This window comes from Chitinophaga pinensis (genome assembly GCF_007896845.1).
In the GTDB taxonomy this organism is placed as follows: Bacteria; Bacteroidota; Bacteroidia; order Chitinophagales; family Chitinophagaceae; genus Chitinophaga; species Chitinophaga pinensis_C.
The window spans coordinates 50,469-66,740 of record NZ_VOHS01000010.1 but is presented as its reverse complement, the minus strand read 5'-3'; the positions used below and the strand labels follow the sequence as shown (position 1 = coordinate 66,740).

The following is a 16,272-nucleotide window of genomic DNA, read 5'->3' as shown; positions in this document are numbered from 1 at the left end:
AAGATGGACGCACCTGTTCCTGCCGGGCCTACAACTGCATTTTTCGATAGGCGATATATGCTGATCACCACTGCGGTCAGCATCGCCTATTTACTGCTCTCCGCCTGGCTGGTTGGCTTTAAGACTGATCAGCTATGGCTGATGGCTATTTTCAATGGCTGTTATTATGCTTCCCGGCCCACCCGCCGGTTTATATTAGGATTCTCGATCTTCATTTTCTACTGGATCGTGTTTGATTATATGAAGGCGTTCCCGAACTATTTAACGGGACCCGTGCATATACAGGACATTTATGAGACGGAAAAGGCCTGGTTTGGTATTATGATGGATGGCGTGAGAGTAACGCCGAATGAATACTGGTTACACAATACCCGTGTATGGCTGGATGTGCTGACGGGTTCTTTTTACCTTTGCTGGGTGCCGGTACCACTGGCATTCGCTGCCTACCTGTTCTATAAAGACAGACTGCAGTTTATACATTTTGCCCTGACATTCATATTGGTAAACTGGCTGGGATATATCGTGTATTACACATACCCTGCGGCGCCACCATGGTATGTACAGGTACACGGCTTCGATTTCATCGCCAATACACTCAGTAATGCAGCCGGACTGTTAAGATTCGATGATGCACTGCACGTAAACCTCTTTGGAGCTCTTTATGCAAAAGGATCGAATGTATTTGCGGCCATGCCATCGCTGCATTCCGCTTATCCGCTGATTGTATTCTTCTATGCGAGGAAGACAACAAATATCTTCTTTACCACAATCTTCGGTATTATCGCCCTCGGTATCTGGTTTGCAGCTGTTTACACCAGTCACCACTATGTGCTGGATGTAGTGGCAGGTATTACCTGTGCAAGCGTAGGTATCATTTTATACAGACTTGTACTGATGAGAAGTGTAGCGTATAACGAGCGTATCGCGAAGTTTTATACAGTGATCACGAAGTAGCTTTTTGATTATCCAGACGGCGCAATAACTCTTCCACTTCGTTCCCATAATTGCGTTTGAAGTGAAAGCGTTGCGCCTTTTGGAGCATCTCTCTGGCCGTCTCCACATCCTGTTCTTTCAAGGATAATAATGCCAGATTTCTGTAAGCATAAGCATTTCCTTTATTGATCTGCAATGATTTAAGTATCAGTTCTTTGGCTGCTACCGGGAATCCCAGATGCATCAGCACATAGCCTTTGTTGTTATACGCATAGGCACATTCCTCATCATACGCAATTGCCTGATCGAAATAAGAAATCGCCTCTACATACAATTCCAGATGAATACATTCAAACCCAAGACTATTCAATAATTCAGACGATCCCGGATTAAGGGATAATGCATGTGAGTACAGTTTCAAGGCCCATTCATGATTGCCCATCTCACTGTGACAATGCGCTACTTCGGCCAGTACACCGGTATGCTGCGGATGTTTATGATGTACTTTATCATAGAAAGGCAACGCCTTCTGAAAATTACGTTCCACCCTCCAGGTCACTCCCGATAACCACAATGCATTTACATGGTCAGGCTGCATCTGTAACACCAGATGGCATAAGCTCCGGCACTTGTGAATATCATTGTATTGCAGCAAAGACTGCGCTTCACTGAAGTATCTTTCTACCGCGTTTTTCTTTTGTTGCGGCCCATAAAATAATTGTAAAAACGGATGGAAAAAGCTGATGTAGGAAGTCTTTATCCGGGGACTGCGGAAAGGGACATCTATTTTAGCTTTCCTTATTGCAAGTATCTGTTCCAGATAGGTTTCAAAGATGATACCCAGAGACTTGAATTTGTACTGACAACGGTTTTCTATGGTGAGTATCGAGAGGATAATATGCTGCGGATGGAGTTGTTCATCACCCAGCTTTTTCTGAAAATAAGTGGCATTTTCCAGCATCCTTTCCGCTTCTGTCATGATAGGCACCTTGGGTTTATTACCCGTAGGAATAGGGGCGCCGGGCCGCTGTTCCCAGTCCAGTGCATGTAACCACTGGAGCATCTTTTCCCTGTCGGAAGCCCCGATGGCTACGTCGCTCGCGTAAGAGTCCAGGATACCCAGCAATATCATCTGGCTATCAATGTAATAAAGCTTCCTCTCCAGGCTGAAACTCCTGGCATAGGCAAATGCTGTCTTTAGTTCATAGGAGGACGTTAATAGCATCAGCAATGGTTGAGTACAATATCAAATTTATGTTTTTTATGGGTATCTACCAGCTGCCGGACATCCATTATTCAATGCGCTGATAGTACAGCCCGTGGGCCTGCCAGTAAGGATTATCACAAAAACTGCTCCACCGTCAGACAAGTTTACTTGTTTTCACTGCAATTGAATTGTAACTGAAAGGGTTATCTACCGATAATTATATCAGGTGACCGGTGATGGCCTGAAAACCTCCGCTGGCAGCCGGGTATTTTTTCCTCAAAATTTCCGGTATCAGGCCTTTCCGCCGCGTCTTTGATATTCATATCTGCCGGTTTTTTAATAATTCCTACCTTCAATACATGGAAGAATCAGAAAAGCTGAAAAGGGTCGTTGAAGCCCGTATGAAACTCAAAGCCCGTTTTGAGGGAAAAATGAGTCAGACGCCGTCTGTGGCAGATGATAAACCTATGGGCAGCGGCAGACCTAATCGTCATGGAATGCCTGTGGTACCGGTAGGTCAGGTGCTTACCCGTAAATGGCCCGTACTCGACCTCGGAATAGAGCCTGCTATTCCATTGGATGAATGGAAACTGGTGATAGATGGTGCAGTAGAGCACCCCGTAGAACTGAGCTGGGACGATTTTATGGCCCTGCCGCAGACTGAAGATACTTCCGACTTTCATTGTGTCACCACATGGTCTAAACTGGATATGAACTGGAAAGGCGTACGTTTTCTGGATCTGGCCGCATTGGCTCAGCCCAGTGAAAATGCCACACATATTCTTTGTTACGGCTACGATGATTATACAACCAATATTTCCCTCGAAGAAGCCCTGAAGCCGGATGTACTGTTGGTACATACCGTAGAAGGTGCTCCTTTGCCGATTGAGCACGGCGGACCCGTAAGAATGATCACCCCGCAGTTATATGCCTGGAAAGGGTCCAAATGGATCCGCAGGATAGAATTCCTGACCGAAAATAAGCTGGGTTTCTGGGAAGAAAGGGGCTATTCAGATACCGCCTATCCATGGAGAAATGACCGCTATAGCTGATATACCATAACAATCACAAAAAAGAGGCTACTCAATTTTTGAGCAGCCTCTTTTTATTTTGATACTGTATTCTTTTGCCATTTCCGATACCCGGAGGTACACAATTATTTGATTTTTATCAGAAATGCTTTGTTATGTATAAGTCTGTTGACCTAACAGTGTGTAGTTTTGTGCTCTCAATTGAACGCATCTCCGCAGAGACAGCCTCACAGCTGGTCTCACTCAAACCGGGGATAGATATGACCGGGTTTGGTCATTTTCATTGCGGACAAATATTTTGAGCTTTGTATACATCATCCTGACACCCCCTGCCGTGACAACTGTGGCAGTTAAGATATGTTACATGAACAGTGTAAACAGTTGTAGGTTTAGCAATGGCTGGAGTATTCCTACTTTAGCCTTTTTTTATTCTTCCGGTGTGAGCCATACGAGTTTTGCACCTTTTTCTTTTGCTGTTACTTCCAGTTTCAATGTCACATATGTATTGCGCTCAACATTATAGTCAGCAATATTGAATACGGATAAAGCATGTGTTTCTCCTTTTTTCAGTTTCCCGAAAAACGGTGCACGTTCAGGACTGCTTATTCCGGTGGTGTAAATGTAAGCCTGTCCGTTGGAAGGCACCTTCAGTTGTACCACTTCGTCTGTTGACGTACCCGCATTCTGCTCCGCATCATTCATGAGTATATACGTCCTGTTTTTGATGTTCAGATAGGAAAAGGAACGATACTGATCTCCATAGATGAATTGCTGTGCAGATATTCTGCGATGCGCCAGATAGAAGCTGGAGTAAGCGGTATTTTTCAGGTATTGTTTTTTAGGAATGAAACTGGTGAATGTCAGTTTGTTGTCTGCATCAAAGTTACTGATCGCCATGTTGTCCAGATTATAGTAAGTATAAGCCTGTCCATTGAGCGGTGTATGTTTTTCCGGGTTCAGTTCCTCGTAAATGATCGAATAACTGCCATCTTCATGCAACACCAGATCCTGCGGTGTACCGGTATAGCTTTGTTTAGCGCCAAAGAGCTTCTTTTTCTGCGTATCAGCCTCAGATGGATAGATGTTCAGGAATTGCTCTGTTTTGGCCTTAAATGGGTCTATAATTGCGAGGAATCCATTATAAGGCTGCGGGTCGGCATCTTCAATATGCGAGGTGCCCAGCAGCATCAGTTTTTTGGTGACAGGATTGAAGCGAACGACTGCACTGTCAGCGATGCGGTTATCTGGTAAGTCCAGCAGTTCTGCTGTCATTTTCCGTCCTCCTTTCGCAAGGGTGAGCAGTACCAGTTGTCCTTCCCTGTCACTGGCAGCGATCTGATTGTACGCAAAGCCCAGTATACATACCCTGTCTTCACCCAATACCGCCATATCCAGATAGTTCAGAGAGGTGTATTTGTAAGGCGGTTGATAGAATGCTCTGCTGGTTTCCTGATGCATGCCATTGTAGGTGATCACTTCCATCTGGTTTTTATCAGCATATTCATTCCTGTTTCTGCGGATGAATATCGCGTAGTTGTCACTGGAAGGATCCTTACTTACCGCAAAGGAGTTCACCGGGTCAAATTCCGGTATCCAGCGTACATCCATAAACTGATATCTTTCTGCTTCTGCAATCTTCTCTTCCCTCTGCAGATTACCGCTGAGGCCATCGAATACGAGTCTGTACAGCATAGGGGTTCTGTCTTCTACTTCACTGATCAGAATAACGACAGAGCCATCTGCTTCGAAGATGGCGTTTACGCGTGCACCTCTCAGTTTTTGAAATACAGGGTCATGATGTTTGTTGACTGCAAGTTTGTGCTGGGGATCGTAAAAAGTCAGATTGATACCATTCCTGTTGGTCAGATGGATGACCACTGTGTTACCATTCTTTAGTTGCAGGAGTTTGGCAAACCCGGACTCAGGTTCCTTAAATAAGGGAGTTTCAGCTACAGTTTTGAATTGCGCGAATGCAACTGCCTGTAATAAGGCAAGCAGACACGATAGGATAGTTGCTTTCATAGGTTCAGTTGTTCAGTTGTTAGGATTTTCCGGCACTAAGGTATCAAATATCCCCATTAGTTGTCCATAAATTCCCATGCGCTCTGGTAGGCGTTTTGCTGCTCCGCATAGGCGATAAACCCTGCGTAGAAAGGCAATTGGGACAAGGTGGCGCTGTCACCTATGATCACCAGCTTCTTTCTGGCCCTTGTCATGGCCACATTCATACGTCTGATGTCCGAGAGGAAACCGATCTTATTGTCATTATTGCTTCTTGTCATGCTGATATAGACAATATCCCGTTCCTGTCCCTGAAAACTGTCAATCGTATTCACAGAGATCCTGTCTCCGTAAGCCTGTAGCTCCGGTACCGACAACAATTGCTCTTTCAGGATATGGATCTGTTGTTTATAAGGGGATATAATAGCAATGCTGGGGAATTCCTGTGGTTGATAATGCGTGTGTAGCCCTGTAACAAATTGTCGCAGGTGTTTGAACAGGAAAGCTGCTTCTTCCGGATTGGTCGTACTGGTACCCTCTGTCTTTTCATCAAAGCCACAACCGGCAGTATCTACAAACGACAATGGCATATCATCGGGGAACAGCGTATGGGCTGCCACAGAAGCATGCGCTTTCAGTTTATCTGCATAAAAAACAGCTGAAGAATAGCCCATGATCATTTCATGCATGCGGTATTGCTCTTCCAGCAATACGACTGATTGCGGATGATGCGCAATACATTTCTCCAGCAGGGTAGTGCTTAACCCGTTTCTGGCTGCTTCGTCTGATTTGACAGTCGGTGACAGCTGACAATGGTCACCGGCCAGTATCACTTTCTCCGCTTTCAATATAGGTATCCAGCAGGCCGGTTCAAGTGCCTGTCCTGCTTCGTCAATAACAATCGTATGGTATTTCAGTTTACGTACGGTGTAATGATTAGCGCCGACCAGTGTCGCTGTAATAACCTGTGCTTTGGCCATCAGATCATCCATGATATACTGTTCGGTGTTCTCCACAGACTTCATGATATTACGTGCTTCGTCAAACAGCGCCTTGCGTTGTTCACGTTCTGCCTTACCAAAGTTCCGTTTGTATTTGTGGGCCATGTCCCTGAACTCATTCGCCTGTTTTTTCAGGCGTTTGATCTCCTTCATACTGGCATGTTCCGTCATGCGGCTGTCCAGTGTCAGAGAAGATAAACGCTCGGAAACACGGGCCGGATTACCAACCCTGAGCACATTGAGTCCTTCTTCAGAAAGCTTTTCACTCAACAGGTCCACAGCAGTATTGCTGGGCGCCACAACAAGGATCTGTTTGTTGTCCTGTTTGATCAGTGCTTTAATAGCCTGTACCAGTGTGGTGGTTTTTCCGGTACCCGGGGGACCATGAACAATAGCGAGATCATTCGCAGCAAGGATACGGTTTACAGCTGTCTGCTGAGATTCGTTCAGTCTGGGAATGGTAATAGCAGGAAGGCTGTCATTGAACGTAGGCGACTTTTCTCCTGTCAGCACCCTGATAAGATGGTCGTTTTCTCCTTTGTTAGCAAGGGTGTCAGCCTGTTTGAGCGCATTTTGCATCTCGTCATAGCTGTTGTCGTCGAAAAGGAGGTCGATACCCAATTTACCGTTGTTTGCCCATTCAGGCAGTTCGTCAGTACGCAGGGTAATTTTCAGTTTATTACCGCCCTGATAGGAAATCGTACCTTCCACCCGGTCGGTTTTTGGATCATGATTCGAAAAAAGTACTGCTGATACGCCAAAACGCAGCTGGTGTCCAATATCCTGATGTGTGGTACGTTCTACTTCTACGGTGAGATAATCTCCACGGCTCATTTCTGATCCTCTGATGGCGATAGGGTACCAGCTGAGTCCATTCGCCCTGCGCTCGGCTACGGACGTGGAGGCTGTCATTTCCAGATATGCTTTTCTATCTACTTCCCGTTCTGTCTTCAGTAATTCAAGCAGTTTTTTGAAATAATCCATGGCGCGAAGGTACGGCAATAATATTTTCGCCGGGGAAGGAGGTGTTGGGGGCAGGAGGAAATGCTTCAGACAAATGTTGCTTCTTCATGGATCGCAGCTGCCGATGCCAACGAAGAAGCAACATTATATTTGATTTTACGGTTTTTTAAGACGGGCAAGAATATTGGTCGTATAACTTACATCTTTTGTAATATTCCCGTTCTGATCCTTATTATGATAACTGCATCCGAAGATAAACTCCATCATACCGGCGCCCTGAAAGGAAGTCCGCAGGGTATCTGCTATCTTCAGTTCTTCTCCCGCCGGCGTTTGCTGACCAGCCGTGATGGCACAACCGGCGCCAACACCGATCAGTACATTCTGCTGACTGCCAATAGCGTCTGTATATGATTTTACAATACTCCTGATCTGATTGGCCTTGTTCCAGTAAGACATTGTCTGGACGTAATCCAGATATTGTTTTGAACGTTTTATCTGTGCGGTGTTGTAGTTGTTATAGTCTACGACAGACAGGATTCTGCCGGTACCGGATGCCGGTCCTGCTACTTTGCTCAGGGCAATGACACCACTGTCAATATTGGCTGTCCGGCCACTGCTATATTCCAGATCAAGGTCTATACCATCCAGTTTCCATTTATCAAGAGAATCCCTGACCACTTTTGCCATGGAGTCAGCAGCTGCGGCAGACAGCTTTACCAGTGAACCGGCAAAGGAGGTAGCCACTACCCTGATACCACGTTTCTGCAGGGCATATGCTTTGGTCAGTACATCCGTCCATTCGTTCTGGCCGGATACGCCTCTGTGCTCAAATTCCCATCCACCGGCGGCGGTTCTGCCGATACCAAGCGTAAAGATATTGACTACGTCTACGCCATCAGGTACTGCATCCAGCGGCCCTACTGAAGACCTGTCGTAACAGCAGCCTCCCCAGTATGATACCATTGCGGGACGTTTAGTGAGGGTAATGCCGTAAAACGGAGAACGATCTTCCTCATGGGTTGTATCTGTACCCCCACCGTTACCCGGCTGGTCAGGTGTATTGTCTTTTTTACAGGAATTGGATAAAGTCAGCACGGCTCCGATGCAGGCAAACAGTATAGCGTACTTTAACATAAAGTAGAATTTGGGTTTCATGTGTGTAACCGGTCGTTTAAAACGTTATAAATATGTAAGTAGTTTATCAGTGGATGTCAACATAGACAGGCAGCCCCGGTCACCACGGAGCAGGTATTATGATAAAGTATGATGACGGGAGAGTGGGTATGAGGCAATCGCTGACAGCAATAATAAACGCAGGAAAACACATATTCGTATAATTGGCAGTCATGTTTTAAGAAATAGCTATTTTAGGACTGGTGACAGAATTTTTCAGATTTGCCCCCGATATTTGTTGACAACCAATCCGGCAACTTCAATTTATTTATGACGTGATATGGATTTGATACTAACCGCACAGATAACAGAGAAATATGTAGTTGATCTTTTTGAACGGCTGACGCCTTCATTCCTCCTATACCATAATTTGTCCCATACGCAAAGCGTAGTGGCACACGCAACAGAAATCGCCACTTACTATCAGCTGGATGAAAAGACCCTTTTTGTCATAAAAGCGGCCGCATGGTTTCATGACACCGGTCATCTGGTTGCAGAAATGGCGGTACATGAAGAAGCCAGTGTTAAACTGATGCGCTCCTTTATGGAAACGCAGCACATCAGCGATACACTTATAAATGAGATCTCCCGCTGCATTATGGTGACCCGCTTTCCTTCTCACCCCGAAACGCTTCCCGAATCAATTATTTGTGATGCAGATACTTATCATTTCGGAACACCCGAATTTAAAACAACAGATGATCTGGTAAGAGAAGAGTTTCAGATAAGGTTATGCAGGCAATTTCCTGACTGGTACGAAGGGGCATTGCGGTTATTGAAGGCCCATCATTTCTTTACGACTTACTGTCAAAAAAAATTAGATAGTGGAAAATTTAATAATATTTTATATATTGAAAAGAAATTAGAGAACAGATCTGTTTGAAGGCACTTTCTTTGGATTGTCTACAGATTTGCCATTTAACTTTACCTATGACTAATCAGCATGTTATGAGAATGTCCTATACCAGCAACTGATAACATCAACAAAAGATTTACGGACCTACAACTGTTAAGATTATGCTTAAAAAAGTGTTCAGCTTTTTGCTGCCTGCTATTGTCCTATGCCCACAATTGTCAATGGCACAGGAATTACCAACAAGAACATTAACCATCACTGAAAATGACTCTGTATATGCTTATGTACAGCCGCCTTCCAAAAATCTTGATGGCCGTTTAATCGCTATACCAGTTACATTTATCGCGTATGGTGCAGCTTCATTAAAACTGGGTGATCTCAAAAAGCTGAACACGCATATGAACAATGAGATCTTCCTTGAGAGCCGTCACAAGCCTTTACATTTTGATAATTATCTGCAGTACGCGCCGGCAGTAATGGTGTATGGATTGAATCTCGCGGGTGTGAAAGGAAAGAATAATTTTATTGATCGTACGATGATCTATGGTATCTCCAACGCGATCTTAGGAGCCACTGTGATGACGACTAAACATTTTACCCGTGAATGGAGACCGGATGGGTCTAATCAGATGTCTTTCCCTTCCGGACATACAGCTACTGCTTTTGCTGCCGCAGAATTTATGAGAAGAGAATATCAGGACAGATCTGTCTGGTACGGTGTTGCCGGTTATGCAATGGCTGCTACCACAGGATATATGCGCATGTATAATAACAGACATTGGTTTGGAGATGTAGTGGCAGGCGCCGGTGTGGGTATCCTCTCAACTGACCTGGCTTATTTCCTCTATCCGAAGATGAAACGGATCTTTACCGGTTCAAAAGATAATGGAGCAACTGTTGTGACACCCACTTATCAGGATGGTGCAGTGGGCTTATCTCTCGTGCATATGTTTAAATAAATAATGATATACTGTTGCCGATATCCCCACATTCGGGGATATGCTACCCGCTTCTTTCTACAGACCTTCGTCCCGTCAATACGGATGATATCTGAATCTAAATCGAAATTATCGGGTCAGTGTATAATGCCTGAACAATATCTGCATCCTATTGCATAAAAAAAGGGAATTACATCATGTAATTCCCTTTATATTTTTTAGTTATTCACGACTGGCATCAGCCCTCTGAAATTCCCCTGTATAACAGCTTCTGTATAATCCAGCACATAAGTTATACGATAGGTTTCAGAAGGGTCTTTTTCGATCTTTATACTACCAGAGCGGAGCTCAGATAATTGTGTTCCGGTACCACTTACGATATTACCGTTGCTGAAATCAGCATCCAGCCCTGTCGTTGCAATACTGAAGTTTTTCTTTTTGTCAAATGAAGCAGACTCTCTCGGCATGTACATATAGGTCTGTCCATTTACAAATGTATCTATCTCGACCTGTATACCGGTTACTTTACCGGAAAAAGAAAGGTTATTCACATTCGCATTTGATATCAGCATTCTGCCGCCTTCCTCTGTACTCCATTGGATACGGAAACCGTATGGAGTTTCAATAGGATTGCCGCTGTTAAGGCTGAATGTGTTTTCCGGTACCTGGTCAGAACCGTCTTTGTCTTTACTACATGCAGAAAATAATGCAACAGCAATAGCGCAACAGAAGATTAATCTTTTCATGGTTTTGTCTTGTCGTTTTAGTGAGTTTAGGTTTAAAAAGTATGGTTACATTTCGAACGTAAAGTAGTTCCAATTGTAGGCAGCATGGCTCACAAAACGGCAACAATAATGCCAGATATAGATGGAGCGGGCCATATCCCCGGGTTTGGGGATGCCTTTATTTTATCTGCTCAATCCATGCCTTCATGGTGTGCAGTACCGTCAACAGCTCTTTTTCACTGATGATATAGGGAGGCATCAGGTAGAGTACATTGCCTATAGGACGCAGCCAGACGCCATGCTGTTGTGCGAATTCTTTGAAGCCAGCCAGACATTGTGCATCTTTCATTTCCAGTGCACCAATGGCTCCGATGCTCCGCTTGTGGATAACCGCAGGTGTATGAATGCTATCAAACTGTTCCCGGATAATGCGTTGGATATTGGCTATCTTTTCCAGATAATTTTCATCCGCTATGATTTCAATGCTTTGCAGGGCAACGGCACAGGCAAGCGGATTCGCCATAAATGTAGGCCCGTGCATCAGTGCCTTTTCGTAGTTATCTCCCAGAAAGCTATCAAAGACGGCTGTCGTAGCCAATGTAGCCGCATGCCCCATATAACCGGCTGTCAATGCTTTTCCTAAGATCATCAGGTCTGGTGTGATGCCCACATGATCTGCCGCAAACAGTTTTCCTGTACGGCCAAAACCAGTCGCTACTTCGTCAAACACCAGCAGTACATTGTATTTTGTACATAGTTCTTTGGCTAACTTCAGATATAAGGGAGAATAAATATGAAAGCCCCCCGCACATTGTACGAGTGGTTCAACAATAAAAGCGGCAATATCAGCATGCGATCGTATTAACAATGCCTCCAGCTGATCTGCAGCCTGTTGTACCATGGTGGCATCCGCATCAAATCCGCCTGCGGGAATATCGAGTATAAAACCCCTGTTCAGCACATCTGCGAAGGCTCTGGTAAAGTCGGAATCATCACTGACCTCCATCGCTTTGAAGGTATCACCATGGTAACCATTTCTCAGGGAGATAATCTTATTTTTACCTGTATACCCGAGGTTCCGCCAGTACTGAATACTCATTTTGAGCGCTACTTCCACACCAATGGATCCGCTGTCAGAAAAGAAAACATGATTAAGTCCTTCAGGCGTAATACGAACCAGTTTCTCTGCCAGATCGAGCGCCGGATGATGTGTCATACCACCCAGCATCACATGCGCAAATTTATTGACCTGCGTAAGCAATGCCGTATTCAGTACAGGATGATTATAACCATGGATGACTGCCCACCATGAGGAAATGCCATCTATCAATGAACGACCGTCTTCCAGATGCATGATCACTCCTTCTCCCGCAATCATCCGGGGCAATTCACTGATCTGTCTCATCTGTGTATAAGGATACCAGAGGGCGTGTGTAGATTTCGGTGCTGACATTATTTTCAATTAGGAATCAGGAATTAAGAATGAGTGTTGAGCGCGTCTGGGATCAATTCCTGCTTCTTAATTCCTGTTTCTTGTGTGTATAATTTGCCCGCAAATATAGAATATCAGCACTAACTTTCTTCCGGTTGCAACACAGACAGTATATTCCCTGCAGGATCTTCAAACCAGGCGATTAACGGCCATCCCTGCCGGCAGATGCCTTTCTCATCCGTTTTGATAGGTTCATCATATTGCAGGAATCGAATGCCTCTTGCGGTCAGTCCGTCTACCGCCTCATCAATATCTTTAACAGGAAAATTGAGCACTGTGTAGCTGGCCGCAGAGTGATTGGGTTTCTCATAAACGATGATATGTCCGCCGCCATTAATGTTCAGCTGTAACATACCTTCCATAAGGTCTTCTACATCAAGTCCCAGTGTATCTGCATAAAAACTCCTTGCTTTACCGATATCATTGACAGAAAATCCGCTGAATGCTTTTGTATGCCTGAACATAAATATGATGTTTTGGTGATTCAGAAATGGCATCAATAAGCGGGCCGGATCAGCTCCCGTTCAATATGAACAAATTGTAATTATCTTATAAGTGTATAAAAATTTGTATATTTGCATCCCTTATCTATGAACCTGGCTATAGATAAAACCAAACAACATTTTGTAACCCTAAAAAGACTTCAAAAATTCAGAAGTACAACAATGGAAAGGAAATTAGTGTCCCCGGTTGTCATTGATGACGTACAACCAATTGAGGGTGCGGACCTTATCGAAGTAGCTACCGTAAAAGGGTGGAAACTCGTTATTAAAAAAGGCGAATTCATTATAGGTGATCACGCAGTCTATTGCGAAATTGATTCTTTCCTGCCGGTGAAGGAGGAATTTGAATTCCTGAGAAAGAGCTCTTTCCGCAGAATGGGAGAGCAAGAGGGCTTCAGGCTCAAAACAATGAGAATGAGAGGACAGATCTCTCAGGGGCTGTTATTACCTATCAGATTGCTGGACGGCTATACATACCAGTTGGGTGAGGATGTTTCCGCACGCCTCGGTGTGGTGAAATACGAACCACCAATGCCAGCCGCATTGGGAGGTATTGCCAAAGGAAACTTCCCTTCATTTATCCCTAAAACAGATGAAGAAAGAATCCAGAACCTCAGCAAAGAGTTTGAATCATACAAACAGCATAACTTTTATGTAACGGAAAAACTGGATGGCTCTTCTGTCACATACTATATGAACGAAGGCCTGTTTGGTGTATGTTCCCGTAATCTGGATCTCGAAGAATCTGCAGATAACAGTTTCTGGAAGGTGGCAGCAAAGGAGAATATCGCTGCAAAACTCGCTGCCCTTGGTAAGAACATCGCTATACAGGGAGAGCTGATAGGTGAAGGCGTGCAAGGGAATGCATACGGTCTCCGCGGACAAACCGTGCGCTTCTTCAATGCTTTTGATATCGATGCTTACAGGTACTTCGGACTGGAAGAATTCAATGCCTTGATAACATCGCTTGGATTGCAGACAGTACCTATTCTGGACCTGAATTACACCTTACCTGATACACTGGATGAAATGCTGACCATTGCAGATGGAGCGTCAGTACTGAGTCCGCAGGGAAAGACAGTAGAAAGGGAAGGACTGGTTATCCGTTCTACCGACAGAAAAATTTCATTCAAGGTTATTTCAAACAAATTCCTCCTGAACGAAAGATAAAAACAAATGCGTCCGCTATTAACGGACGCATTTTTATGTTAATTGAAGGCTTATTCTATAGTCTGACTATACTCATCTTACGCTAATCTTCCGTTATAAACGTAGCATTAACGTAAGACTAGTATTATCAAACTAAGTACTGAAGCAATACAGGCCCAATTTTACCTCCTGCTTTCCACGGTGTAGATAAAACTGTCAGACTTGTAATATCCCATATTCAGTTCGATAGGTTTCTCATCCTGATCATACACAAAACGTTTCCGGAATAATATAGGACTGGCCGCATCTATTTCCAGTTTCCCCGCTATAAAACCATCCGCAGCTTTGGCGCTGATCTCTTCTTTGGATAAAGTGGCAGTCACCTTATAATCCTGTTCCAATATTTCATACAAAGGACGTTTGAAATCTTCCTCTCCCGTCAATCCTATAGCCGGATGAAAGTAGGATACAAAGAACACAAATGGCCCTTCCGGACGTCCCCGCAGTCGCTCCAGTTTCAACACCTTTTGCTCTGGTTTGATATCGAAAAAATGCACCAGTTCTTCCTGTGGTTTAACCCAGCTGATATGCAGTTCAAAATTCCGGATAGGAATACCCCGCGCAGCCATCTCCTGAGAAAAGCTTTTCCAGTTCATCGACTTTGAACTGACCGTTTTTTCAGACACCTTTGTTCCGATCCCTTTCTTACGTACCAGCAGGCCCTCATACACCAGTTTGTTCAGTGCCTGACGCAGGGTGGTACGGGAGATCTGCAGTTGTTTCGATAACTCTACTTCGTTAGGCAGAAACTTCCCGTTGCGGAATTGCGGGTCTTCAATCATTTTCCTCAATAATTCCTCCGCCTGAATATGAAGCGGCACATGGCTGTTATGGTCAATAGAAAGATGCATCATACGGGTCGAAAATATCAAAAGTAAAAGACTATGTCTAAAAAAGAGACAAAATAAATTTGCTTTCTATGAACAATGTTTTATATGTTTGTACATATAAGAATGATATAAGTCGTTTATTTACAGTAATAATTCCCTTACCGAACTACTAATACTATAATATCAATTGTATATGTATATACATATTATGAATAGGCTAAAACGATGGTATACAGACAAATACTGTCTGTTGCTGCTGGCTGTTATGACAGTCAGCATAGCCCGTGCACAGCAAAACCCTGCCTTTACGTCTATCGAACTTCAACCTACTGTTGCCTACCTGAAGCACGAGGGGCGTTCAGCCAGAATGGTCAGACTCTTATTTCACGGTGGAAACAGTTACGCGCCTGCTGTAGCCCATATGTATTTTAATGGGGAATCTGATAGTATACCCCTGCCAGCGACTGAAAAAGGCATCGGGATAATTGAATTGCCTTTACCCGGTGATCCCGTGAAACGGGAAACACAACTGGTGGTAAAAGTTGAAACAGGCGGCAGGGAATATACTGCCCGTTGTGTTGTAGCACCGGCGCCGGAATGGAAGGTATATCTGCTGCCGCATTCACATGTGGATATCGGTTATACCAATGTACAGGAAAAAGTGCTGCAGCTGCATATGAACAATATTGACGAGGCTATCAAAACTGCGGAGCGTACACAAAGCTATCCGCCAGATGCCCGTTATAAATGGAATACGGAAGCTTTCTGGGTAGTAGACCACTATCTGGCTGCTGCGGATGAAGCAAAGAAAGAAGCCTTCTGGGAGGCCGTTAAAAAGGGTTGGATCAATATTGATGGCGCCTATGCTAATATCAATACCAGCGTGACCGACTCCCGTCAGCTGATGCAGATGTTTCATACCGCTGTAAAGACAGCCAAAGAACATGGTCTGGATATTAATACCATGTTTCAGGGTGATGTACCGGGTGCTTCGTGGGGACTGGCCAGTCAGTCGTGGATAACAGGTATCCGCTATTTCTGGGGAGCTCCCAATGCAGATGACCGCATCGGTCAGTCACCCGGATGGAGAGACCGGCCTTTTTACTGGAAATCCCCGGGTCAGCAAAATACTCTACTGGCAAAGCGAACCTTATTCTATCGGTTACAGACTGAAAGGCAGTAAAATCCCTAACTTCTTTACCGTAGAAGATCCTGTACCTTATTACACAGGTCATCCTTCTGAGAATTTCCTCAATCCTTATCTCTTCGAATACCTCGCGGCATTAGATAAGAAGAAGTTTCCATACAATATGACCATCATGACATGGGCAATGAGTGACAATGCACCTATTGATCCTGAACTGCCGGAAGCAGTAAAAGAATGGAATGAACGTTATGCTTCACCAAGAC

The 16,272-nt window shown here is 44.5% G+C and carries 14 protein-coding genes; 6 read left to right on the top strand and 8 right to left on the bottom strand.

All coding sequences use genetic code 11. The features are described 5' to 3' along the window. Positions 1-3 precede the first annotated feature (3 nt). Positions 4-954 (top strand): phosphatase PAP2 family protein, encoded by a 951-nt coding sequence (locus tag FEF09_RS12390; RefSeq protein WP_146305402.1) that lies wholly within the window; start codon positions 4-6, stop codon positions 952-954. Here FEF09_RS12390 and FEF09_RS12385 read toward each other — a convergent pair. Then, complete coding sequence (locus FEF09_RS12385; protein WP_146305401.1) at positions 944-2,158, bottom strand: tetratricopeptide repeat protein; 1,215 nt, start codon at positions 2,156-2,158, stop codon at positions 944-946. The genes FEF09_RS12390 and FEF09_RS12385 overlap by 11 nt on opposite strands. 341 nt (positions 2,159-2,499) lie before the next feature. Here FEF09_RS12385 and FEF09_RS12380 point away from each other — a divergent pair, with 341 nt between their 5' ends. Further along, positions 2,500-3,192: a sulfite oxidase-like oxidoreductase gene (locus tag FEF09_RS12380; RefSeq protein WP_146305400.1), complete on the top strand. Its 693-nt coding sequence runs from the start codon at positions 2,500-2,502 to the stop codon at positions 3,190-3,192. A gap of 405 nt (positions 3,193-3,597) precedes the next feature. On the opposite strand, the gene FEF09_RS12375 is transcribed toward FEF09_RS12380, so the two are convergent. The 3 genes from FEF09_RS12375 to FEF09_RS12365 form a co-directional block, all read right to left on the bottom strand. Continuing rightward, positions 3,598-5,193: a hypothetical protein gene (locus FEF09_RS12375; protein WP_146305399.1), complete on the bottom strand. Its 1,596-nt coding sequence runs from the start codon at positions 5,191-5,193 to the stop codon at positions 3,598-3,600. A 56-nt stretch (positions 5,194-5,249) separates the two neighbouring features. Further along, entirely contained in the window at positions 5,250-7,157 is a 1,908-nt protein-coding gene (locus FEF09_RS12370) for an AAA domain-containing protein (RefSeq protein ID WP_146305398.1), read from the bottom strand. A gap of 135 nt (positions 7,158-7,292) precedes the next feature. After that, positions 7,293-8,270: a glycosyl hydrolase family 18 protein gene (locus tag FEF09_RS12365; protein ID WP_186774315.1), complete on the bottom strand. Its 978-nt coding sequence runs from the start codon at positions 8,268-8,270 to the stop codon at positions 7,293-7,295. A 319-nt stretch (positions 8,271-8,589) separates the two neighbouring features. Here FEF09_RS12365 and FEF09_RS12360 point away from each other — a divergent pair, with 319 nt between their 5' ends. Together FEF09_RS12360 and FEF09_RS12355 are read left to right on the top strand one after the other, a co-directional pair. After that, positions 8,590-9,192, top strand: a complete 603-nt coding sequence (locus FEF09_RS12360) for an HD domain-containing protein (protein WP_146305396.1) — start codon at positions 8,590-8,592, stop codon at positions 9,190-9,192. Between the two features lie 134 nt (positions 9,193-9,326). Then, the gene (locus FEF09_RS12355) at positions 9,327-10,124 is read left to right on the top strand and encodes a phosphatase PAP2 family protein (protein ID WP_146305395.1); all 798 of its coding nucleotides are present in this window, start codon (positions 9,327-9,329) and stop codon (positions 10,122-10,124) included. 197 nt (positions 10,125-10,321) lie between these two features. Here the strand turns inward: FEF09_RS12355 and FEF09_RS12350 are convergent, their stop codons facing one another. The 3 genes from FEF09_RS12350 to FEF09_RS12340 all read right to left on the bottom strand — a co-directional run bounded on the left by FEF09_RS12350 (position 10,322) and on the right by FEF09_RS12340 (position 12,784). Continuing rightward, positions 10,322-10,849, bottom strand: coding sequence for a hypothetical protein (locus FEF09_RS12350; protein ID WP_146305394.1), 528 nt, complete (start codon positions 10,847-10,849; stop codon positions 10,322-10,324). Positions 10,850-11,006: 157 nt separating this feature from the next. Continuing rightward, positions 11,007-12,281 carry an adenosylmethionine--8-amino-7-oxononanoate transaminase gene (bioA, locus tag FEF09_RS12345; RefSeq protein WP_186774314.1) on the bottom strand — a complete coding sequence of 425 codons (1,275 nt, stop codon included), beginning with the start codon at positions 12,279-12,281 and terminating at the stop codon, positions 11,007-11,009. A 119-nt stretch (positions 12,282-12,400) separates the two neighbouring features. Beyond that, positions 12,401-12,784 carry a VOC family protein gene (locus tag FEF09_RS12340; protein WP_146305393.1) on the bottom strand — a complete coding sequence of 128 codons (384 nt, stop codon included), beginning with the start codon at positions 12,782-12,784 and terminating at the stop codon, positions 12,401-12,403. Between the two features lie 201 nt (positions 12,785-12,985). On the opposite strand from FEF09_RS12340, the gene FEF09_RS12335 reads away from it, so the two are divergent. Further along, positions 12,986-13,993, top strand: a complete 1,008-nt coding sequence (locus tag FEF09_RS12335) for an RNA ligase (ATP) (protein WP_146305392.1) — start codon at positions 12,986-12,988, stop codon at positions 13,991-13,993. 161 nt (positions 13,994-14,154) lie between these two features. On the opposite strand, the gene FEF09_RS12330 is transcribed toward FEF09_RS12335, so the two are convergent. Then, positions 14,155-14,886, bottom strand: coding sequence for a GntR family transcriptional regulator (locus tag FEF09_RS12330; RefSeq protein WP_222596953.1), 732 nt, complete (start codon positions 14,884-14,886; stop codon positions 14,155-14,157). 184 nt (positions 14,887-15,070) lie between these two features. Here FEF09_RS12330 and FEF09_RS32945 point away from each other — a divergent pair, with 184 nt between their 5' ends. Further along, positions 15,071-16,045, top strand: a complete 975-nt coding sequence (locus FEF09_RS32945) for a hypothetical protein (RefSeq protein ID WP_261387448.1) — start codon at positions 15,071-15,073, stop codon at positions 16,043-16,045. Positions 16,046-16,272: the final 227 nt, after the last annotated feature.